Annotated in this window: 10 protein-coding genes; 5 read left to right on the top strand and 5 right to left on the bottom strand. The window is 59.0% G+C overall.

All coding sequences use genetic code 11. From position 1 onward, the window contains the following. Together ACOI1H_RS22115 and ACOI1H_RS22110 are read right to left on the bottom strand one after the other, a co-directional pair. On the bottom strand, positions 1–802 hold an 802-nt coding region (locus ACOI1H_RS22115), incomplete at its 3' end, for a PAS domain-containing protein (RefSeq protein ID WP_422440229.1). Positions 803–1004: 202 nt separating this feature from the next. After that, on the bottom strand, positions 1005–1265 hold the full coding sequence (locus ACOI1H_RS22110; RefSeq protein ID WP_422440227.1) for a hypothetical protein: 261 nt from the start codon (positions 1263–1265) through the stop codon (positions 1005–1007). A gap of 274 nt (positions 1266–1539) precedes the next feature. Between ACOI1H_RS22110 and ACOI1H_RS22105 the strand changes: the two genes are divergently transcribed. Both ACOI1H_RS22105 and rpsU read left to right on the top strand, forming a co-directional pair. After that, complete coding sequence (locus ACOI1H_RS22105) at positions 1540–2535, top strand: chemotaxis protein CheB (RefSeq protein WP_422440226.1); 996 nt, start codon at positions 1540–1542, stop codon at positions 2533–2535. Between the two features lie 452 nt (positions 2536–2987). Further along, entirely contained in the window at positions 2988–3194 is a 207-nt protein-coding gene (rpsU, locus tag ACOI1H_RS22100; protein WP_422440225.1) for a 30S ribosomal protein S21, read from the top strand. A 229-nt stretch (positions 3195–3423) separates the two neighbouring features. Here rpsU and ACOI1H_RS22095 read toward each other — a convergent pair whose 3' ends face one another. Genes ACOI1H_RS22095 through ACOI1H_RS22085 form a run of 3 tightly spaced genes read right to left on the bottom strand, consistent with a single transcriptional unit; the run spans position 3424 to position 6067 of the window. Then, positions 3424–3963: a hypothetical protein gene (locus ACOI1H_RS22095; protein ID WP_422440224.1), complete on the bottom strand. Its 540-nt coding sequence runs from the start codon at positions 3961–3963 to the stop codon at positions 3424–3426. Further along, the gene (locus ACOI1H_RS22090) at positions 3963–4943 is read right to left on the bottom strand and encodes an ABC transporter permease (protein WP_422440223.1); all 981 of its coding nucleotides are present in this window, start codon (positions 4941–4943) and stop codon (positions 3963–3965) included. Before ACOI1H_RS22090 ends, ACOI1H_RS22095 begins: the two co-directional genes overlap by 1 nt. An 11-nt stretch (positions 4944–4954) precedes the next feature. After that, entirely contained in the window at positions 4955–6067 is a 1113-nt protein-coding gene (locus tag ACOI1H_RS22085) for a LacI family DNA-binding transcriptional regulator (RefSeq protein ID WP_422440222.1), read from the bottom strand. 308 nt (positions 6068–6375) lie between these two features. Between ACOI1H_RS22085 and ACOI1H_RS22080 the strand changes: the two genes are divergently transcribed. The 3 genes from ACOI1H_RS22080 (at position 6376) to ACOI1H_RS22070 (ending at position 7675) form a co-directional block, all read left to right on the top strand. Next, positions 6376–6645 (top strand): hypothetical protein, encoded by a 270-nt coding sequence (locus ACOI1H_RS22080; protein WP_422440221.1) that lies wholly within the window; start codon positions 6376–6378, stop codon positions 6643–6645. Next, complete coding sequence (locus tag ACOI1H_RS22075) at positions 6642–6977, top strand: hypothetical protein (protein ID WP_422440220.1); 336 nt, start codon at positions 6642–6644, stop codon at positions 6975–6977. Before ACOI1H_RS22080 ends, ACOI1H_RS22075 begins: the two co-directional genes overlap by 4 nt. Before the next feature lie 158 nt (positions 6978–7135). Then, on the top strand, positions 7136–7675 hold the full coding sequence (locus ACOI1H_RS22070; RefSeq protein WP_422440218.1) for a hypothetical protein: 540 nt from the start codon (positions 7136–7138) through the stop codon (positions 7673–7675). Positions 7676–7889 lie beyond the last annotated feature (214 nt).

Raw genomic sequence — 7889 nt, 5'->3', positions numbered from 1 at the left:
TAAAATCGACAAACCGCTCTTCGGGCGTAGCCTCGGGCGTGCGTTGCAAAAGCACAGAAAGCGCTGAACCGATATAGGGCTCACCAGAGGTATAGACCTTGTCAAGCAGTTCGTAAAAACCCTGGCCTTCGATCTCGGGCAACGCCTGACGAACGGGCTTTCCTATTACATCCCGGTGGCCAATCAGCTGCATGTAGGCCGCATTTGTCAGATCAAAGATATGACCCGGACTGCGCAGCATCGCCATAAACCCCGGCGCCTGATCGAACATCTGGTGCAGCCGTGCCTGCTCGGCATCCACCTTGCGGTCAGCAAGGATATCCTCAGTCCTCTCGGCGAGCAGCGCCAGAACGCCGACCGGCTGGCCCTCATCATCGAGCACCGGTGAATAATCCGCGTTAAGCCAGACTTTCTCGGCGGCACCATTACGCTTCAGCGTCAGTTCCTGATCGCGAAGGCGAACAGTGCGTCCCGCCAGCACCTCCTGGATAACGTAGCTGTTAATGTCCGCCACCTCCGGCCAGACTTCACGCACTGGCGCACCGAGCGAGGCCGGGTGCCGCCCGCCCGCGAACTCTGCAAAGTGGTCATTATAGATCATCGTGCCCGTCTCGCCCCAGAACGTCACGATCGGCACCTGCGCCTGAAGGATCAGGGAGACGGTATTGCGGATCCAGGATGGCCATTTGTCTGGCGGGCCCAAAGGTGTCCCCGACCAGTCGAACTCCGCGACAAGTTCCTGCAATGCGCCGGACGCGTGGGTGCCTGCCGCCTTGGCAACTTCCGATTTATATTCCGACACGCCCAGCTCCCGGATAATAGGTTTACGCCTGACACTATCGGTATCACCACAAGAATGACATGTTTAATGGCGCCGCGTACTCCGAGGTGATGCCGCCAGTTCACCCAGGCTCAGTTAAGCCCAGAAAGACTATGATCCGTGAGCCTAGAACATGTCCAGGACCGCTTAAAGCGGCCCCGGTTGAAGACCAGACTGATCCAGCTTATTTGTTCTTCGTTTCGACTTCGACGATCACTTCGAGCAGGTAGATCGGTTCGAGCGATAGATTGCTGACAAAGCATCGGGTCTTCAAGCCGATGCCGGCACCCATGTTGATCAGAATGTCGGGCCTCTGCTGTCGCTGAAAACTCAGCAGGAACACCTGCAGATAGGCGACCCAAATGACCACCATGATAGCGCTGAGCAGCACCTGAAGGGCGTCGCTGTGGGTGCTCAACCAATCCATCATTTTTGCTCCCCGCATGCTCCTGACCAATACGCTGGGCTGCGACATGACCCCAGCGGACCAGCTGTCAAGGGCCGCGCCTGAGTCCGGTGGCAGTGGTTATCCGAATGACAGGTGGTGTAGGGTCGCAGGCTTCAGAACGCTTTGTGGGCCGACTGTCTGACGTCCGTATCATTGTCTCTTAAACGGCGTCATTAAATGCGCATGAAAAACAAGCTTGTCCTCTAGCAAAGGGAACAGCCACCAGACGCAGATGTTGGCTCATACCTGTGCCATAGGCGCAGGACCGGGGATGCGGTTGTTCGTATCCGGAAGCGCAGGAGCCGCCGGAATGTCTGTAGAACGCGTGATCGCCATCGGGGGGTCAATCGGTGCCTTGGCCGTTCTGAAACAGGTCTTGCCGCAGATACCTGCAAATCTGCCGGCACCTATATTTGTGGCGCTGCATGTCGGATCGCAGGGGCGGGATCTTCTGGCCGATATCTTTGACCAATGTGCGGCTTTGCCTGCATCGACGGCGGTCGAGGGTGAGCCTGTGCGGAACGGTCGTATTTATGTGGCGCCTGCGGACCGGCACTTGCTTATCATTGACGGCGTCATCCGCCTGGGCAGCGGCCCGCGCGAGAATATGGCACGGCCTGCGATAGATGCGTTGTTCCGCTCAGTCGCGATTCAATACGGAGCCGGGTCGTGTCGCGAAGGTGGGGCAGGGCTCCTAGCTATTAAACAGTGCGGCCGGCTGACAGTTGTGCAGGATCCCCTGAGCGCAACAGCACCTGAAATGCCCCTTAACGCTTTAGAGGTCAGCGATATTGACCACCGCGTCGCGCCCGATGACATCGCTGCGCTGATTACCTCCCTCGTCCATGAAGTAACAGCTCCCAACTGCCCCATTCCCCGCGCACTAGCGCTCGAAGTCGACATTGCCCTTGGCCAACGGTCCTGCCTGTCGGATACTATAGAAGACATCGCCGATATCGGTCCGCTTTCCTGTTCGGCCTGCGGCGGAACGCTCTCGCAGATCAAGGAAGCACCCCTACGGTACCGCTGTCAGGTTGGTCATGCCTATTCCGCCGGGGCGTTCTCGGCTGCGCTGGAAGGATCGCTGGAGGAAGCCGTGCGAGTGGCATTACGCATCGTCGAAGAACGGGCGGTTCTGCTCGAGCGGATGGCGCGCGATGCCGAAACCGCCGGACGGGCGCGCACGGGTGGAGACTTTGCCGGTAAAGCCGCCGAATTGCGCAGTTCAGCCAAGGTCTTGAGGTCTGCAGCTCTTAATTTCTTATGATCTGTATAATCATTGGGGGTCTCGACTGAATTTTCCTCGTGTATCCCTGACACGCCTATCCCTTACGATGGCGGTCAAGGGAAGGGGGTGTCGCCGTAAACCAAAGAGATAACCAGGGTTTGAGGTTGAACAGGCATCGATGGAATAATGAACCCTGATACGGTAACCGGATTGATCGCGACATACTCTCGCAGACCAAGATTGAGTTACACCGAGTGGTGCCGACACATTACGACTGCATGCTACGAGCATTCAACCGTGGTCGTTTTCATCTAGGCTAGGTGCCGTCGCTCATCTTCGAGCGATCGATCGTTGGGTCCTCGGCCTATCTTGTGAAATGGTTTCCCCTGGGCTGCTGGCGCGGCGGCCAGTACGGCGTGATCCGGCCTTGCTAAAGGTCAGAATCCTGCATATTTTTGACTGCGATAATTCGATGGCGTAGGTAAAATAATATGCAGGTAAGTGTCCGTGACAACAATGTTGATCAGGCGCTGCGCGTACTGAAGAAAAAACTTCAGGCGGAGGGCGTATTCCACGAAATGCGACTTAAACAACATTTTGAAAAACCCGCCGTCCGTAAAGCCCGCGAGAAGGCTGAAGCTATTCGCCGTCAGCGTAAACTGGCGCGAAAGAAAGCTGAGCGCGAAGGTTTATTGTAAAGCACCAACCAAGGGCGGCGGACGAAAAACCCAGTAATCATCTGATTTTATTCTTTTATCGGCCTGGCGCATAATGAGAATTATGTAATATAAAGATCGAAAAACCATTATGAAACGGAATGAGTGGCATGAGAACCCCCCCTGTCACGCTTGTCTGATACATTTCATCCTGAAACATGGAGCTGCACCCTGTGGGTGTAGCCTTTTATGCGATCAGGTCGCGAGCGGTTCATAGCAGGCCTTCGGCGGCTTCGATCAGTTCTTCCGGAACCTCTTCGAAGAACCGGATCAGGATGATCAGATACCAGGCGTTTACGAGCTTGTAGAGAATGACCGAGCTGTAGGTATCCAGCAGGCCAAGCCGCCGCATTACGAAATAGTCGGGAATAATTCCCGGTTCGAACACGATGGTCAGCAAGACCATGATGAAGATCGTGCGCCGGAACGGCAGCCGCTGGCGTGACAGTGCCCAAGCCATCAGCGCCGTGCAGGTCAAGTTCAGTGCGGTGCCGACACTGGTGATGAACAGCGAATTTAGCAGCCCGCGCTGGACCGCCGGATGCTGGGCCAGAAGCGCCCAGATATCCACGGAGAACCCATCGGGCACGATCGCAAGCCCGCTCATTCCCGGCACGTTAACCGGGTCCGACAATGAAATCGCCAGCAGGTTCAGGATCGGTTGGACGGTCACCACAACCAGCGCGATCAGGACCGAGGCGATGATTGCCTCCTCCATCCGTTCCAGTCCGGTGCGGGTCTGACGGGCCATTACCAAACCCCTTTGCCGGTCAGGCGCTTGGACAGGAAATGCGCACCCAGCATCATGATCATGCAGATCACGCCCTTGAACAGGCCGGCCGCTGTCGCAAGACTGAACTGACCGCCGCCGATCCCCAGCCGGTAGACATAGGTGTCGATGATGTCGATCCGGTCGCGGATCGCGTCATTGGTCATGTTGAACACCTGATCGAAACCCGCGTTCAGGAACAGGCCAACGTTCAGGATGAACAGCGTAGCGATGGTCGGCACGATCCCCGGCAGGGTGATGTAGCGCATCTTTTGCCAGCGTGCCGCCCCGTCCATCTCGGCTGCCTCGTAGAGCGCGGGGTCGATAGCCATGATCGCGGCGAAATATAGCAGCGAATCCCAGCCGGCGGACCGCCAGGCTTCGGACCAGACCAGCACCCAGCGGATGCTGCCGCTGTCGGTCATGTAATTGTGCCGCGACAGGCCCAGCAAGTCCCGCAGGTCGTTCACCGCCCCGCCCGAAGGTGACAGCGCCGCAATGAAGATCCCCGCAATGACCACCCAGGACAGAAAATGCGGCAGGTAAATCACCGATTGCACCGAGCGCCTGAACCGTGGATTACGCACCTCGTTTATCAGCAGCGCGAGCAGGATCGGCAGCGGGAACACGAACACGATCTTCATCGCCGAGATGATCAGCGTGTTCATCAGCACCTGGCCAAACGCGGGCGAGGTAAACAGCTGTGCGAAGTGCTTCAGCCCGACCCAGACATTGGGGCCGATGATCCGCAGATCCTCGAAGGCAAGCTTGGCTTCCCAGACCGGCAGATAGTGGAACAGGCCAAAGTAGATCAGCCCCGGCAGCAGCATGATGTAGTAAGGGGCCCACCTGCGGAACCCGTCGACGATCCGTTCCGACCGGCTGTCACCGAGAACAGGAAGATGCGGGTCCGGTAGGTTGGGAACGTTCCCATCGCCAGATGCAGCAGAGGATGCCGGCATTCGGTATTCTCCTAGACGGCGCGGAGCAGGGGCGGGCGGGGCGGAAAAGTGTCCGACAGGTGAGTGTCGGACGGGGGAGTGTCAGACGGGGGAGTGTCGGACAGGGGGACACTAAGCGCGCGGGCCGCAACGGACCCGCGTTCAAGCAGTGTGCAGGGAAGCGTCAGGTGGCGGGTTCCGGTCGCACCCTCGGAAAGGAGGGCAAAGCCGCTGGCGCCGATCTGGCGCGACGGTTTGACAACCGTGGTCAGCGCGGGTGCACTGACCGCGCCGGCCGGAATCCCGTCGAACCCCAGGATCGAGATATCCTCGGGACAGCGTAGACCCGCCGCCCGCACCGCCTGCATCGCCCCCAGCGCCATGAGGTCGTTAGCGGCAAAGATCAGGTCGGGCGTCTGTCGGCGACTCAGGATCCGGGCCATAGCCTCTCGGCCTCCCTCGACCGTGTAGTGACCATCCTCGACCACCAGCGGTTCGTTCGTCTGGTCCTGCGTTCTGTGTCGGCCGTGGACATGCGCCTGCACCGCTGCGACGAACCTGACCCGGGCGCTGCGCTCGGCATCGCCAACGATCAGCGTCGGCTGGCTCAATCCCAGCCCGCCGGTATGGGCCAGCCCCAGCGCGACCCCCTGTTCAATATCGCTGCCGACCGAGGGCAACCCCGAAAACCGCCCCGCCGACGAGCCGATCAGCACGACCGGAATGTTGAAATCTTCAATGTCGTCCAGACTGTCGCGGACCGGATTGATTATCGCGCCATCAACCCGTGCCTGAACCAAGGCGCGAAAATGGCGTTTCTCGCGCTCGGGATCCCAGTCGGAGCTGAAGATCAGAATCGAGGTGCCGCTGTCCGACGCAGCGTCCTGCGCGCCCCTCGCAACATCCGCCCAAAACGGATTGGCGATATCGGGGATTACCAGACCGACGACGCCAGTACGGCCCGATCGCAGGCTACGCGCGAGGTCGTTCGGACGATAGCCGGTATGGCGAACGACTTCGCGCACCTTGTCCCGCGCCTCGTCCGAGATGTTGGGGGCATCGGTCAGCACCCGAGACACTGTGCTCTTCGACAGACCGGTAAGCCGTGCGATGTCTACGATGGTGGTGCCTTGACGTCTCTTCAAAGAACCGGCCCCTCCTCTGGCGCAGTACTTACAGCCGGCCGCAATCGGGCAAAAGCCTATCGTTTCCTTGCTTCGGGAACGTTCCCACATAGATCTGGCAGCTGTCAAGCGCAGTGACGGCGGCAATGTCAAAGTCAGAATAAGTCGATTACGGGGCTAAAGGCTTCCTCGACAGCAGTTCCAGGCGCTCTTCCACGTCAGCAGCAGAACTCGTCGAAGGGTCAGAGGCAGATGGCGTTGATGATGTAACCGCCCCCAGACGGCATCAGTGTGCCAAGGTGGGTCTGTAGCAATCCACACAGGAGAGCATGTCGGAGATTATCAAAGTCGGGCCTGAACCAGATTGCGATCGCAATGGCTCAAGGCGAGATCGCTGCGACAAGGGTCCACAACGTCCTGCGCCGGCGCAAAGGCCGGACTTTGGCGAAAGGCGCCAAAGTCATTGCTGCCAGAGCGCGATTAAAGTCCGCCTTGGTGCGGCACATCACGATTCAAAAAGCTCGGGAACAGAAGCAGCAGAAGCAGGTTCTCTCCTCAAGGTGGCCACGGCCGTCATCTGCAACAGGAGAAAAAAATGACAATCGAGATCAAAAAACTTGCCGCCATCGGTGCCGTCCTCGCAGCTTTTGTGGCCGCGCCCGCCATGGCACAGGAAGACATGAGTGCCTGGGATATGGACGCTGACGGCGCGCTGAGCGAGCAAGAGTTCAACGACGGCTGGGGCACTGCCTGGGGCGACGACAGCGCCTACAGCACGTGGGACGAAGACGCTGATGGCGCCCTGTCCGAGGACGAATTCAACACTGGCGTCTTCAACTCCTACGACGCCGACGACAGCGGCGTGATTGAAGAGCCAGAGTTCGGCGATGTCGGCGACGACATGGGCGACGGCGGTTTCTGGGACGTCTGATCCCTCACGACTTACGAAGGGTCGGCTTCGGTCGACCCTTCACCTCGACCAGCGCCGGTTTCGCTCCTGTTGAAAACAGCAGCGGAGCCGTCACATCCGGCGGCGGGCCAGCGAACCCTAGGCGCGCACGCCGGACAACCAAATATGGAGGAATTTCCATGACACTCACTTTGCGCAATCTCGCGATGACGTCGATCCTTGCACTTGGCGTCGGCGCCACCCCCGCTCTGGCAGACTGCCACGGCGACTGGGACACGAACCAGGACACGATGCTGGACCAGACCGAATACGGCGCAGCCTACGGCGAGAACGAGTGGTTCGGTGAAGCTGATATCGACGATGACACCTACCTGTCGGAAGCCGAGTACAGCACCGGCCTCTATGGGTCCTATGATTCCGATCAGGACGGGCTTTTCACGGAAGAAGAGCAGCAGGTTGGCTTCAGGGCAACGGAGGACTACGGCGTCTGGGACAGCGATGCTGACCTGTCGCTGACCGAAGACGAGTTCGGTGCTGGCTTCGGCGAAAGCGGCATGTTCAACGAGTGGGACGCCGACCGAGATGGTCTTCTGTCGGAAGACGAGTTCGGCACGAGCGTCTACGGCGGTTATGACACCGACAGGAGCGGCTTTCTTGAGGAGACCGAAGTCGGCGCTTCCTGCGATGACTACGGCGAAGAAGGCTTCTGGGACTTCTGATCTGACGATCCACGATCATGACCACGACCATGGGGGGCATCCGGCTCCCCATGGCGGGTTCAGAGCCCGAGAGAGAAGAAGGCTTGGCCTCCGAGACGCTGCTCCAAATGCTTTCGAACGGCTCGATCCCGCTACCCGGACGGGACGGCACTGCGTCTGACGCAGTACCAGCGGTCCTATATGCTAGACGGAGGATTCTCATGAAGACATCAAT

This window comes from Loktanella sp. DJP18 (assembly GCF_049310965.1).
Taxonomy (GTDB): Bacteria; Pseudomonadota; Alphaproteobacteria; order Rhodobacterales; family Rhodobacteraceae; genus Loktanella.
This window is presented reverse-complemented; position numbering and strand designations above follow the sequence as displayed.

Excerpts from the sequence above, each read along its gene's own strand:
- ACOI1H_RS22070 (WP_422440218.1), top strand. The coding sequence starts at position 7,136 with ATGACACTCACTTTGCGCAATCTCGCGATGACGTCGATCCTTGCACTT.
- ACOI1H_RS22110 (WP_422440227.1), bottom strand. The coding sequence starts at position 1,265 with ATGCGGGGAGCAAAAATGATGGATTGGTTGAGCACCCACAGCGACGCC.
- ACOI1H_RS22095 (WP_422440224.1), bottom strand. The coding sequence starts at position 3,963 with ATGGCCCGTCAGACCCGCACCGGACTGGAACGGATGGAGGAGGCAATC.
- ACOI1H_RS22105 (WP_422440226.1), top strand. The coding sequence starts at position 1,540 with ATGCGGTTGTTCGTATCCGGAAGCGCAGGAGCCGCCGGAATGTCTGTA.
- ACOI1H_RS22090 (WP_422440223.1), bottom strand. The coding sequence starts at position 4,943 with ATGCCGGCATCCTCTGCTGCATCTGGCGATGGGAACGTTCCCAACCTA.
- rpsU (WP_422440225.1), top strand. The coding sequence starts at position 2,988 with ATGCAGGTAAGTGTCCGTGACAACAATGTTGATCAGGCGCTGCGCGTA.
- ACOI1H_RS22075 (WP_422440220.1), top strand. The coding sequence starts at position 6,642 with ATGACAATCGAGATCAAAAAACTTGCCGCCATCGGTGCCGTCCTCGCA.
- ACOI1H_RS22080 (WP_422440221.1), top strand. The coding sequence starts at position 6,376 with ATGTCGGAGATTATCAAAGTCGGGCCTGAACCAGATTGCGATCGCAAT.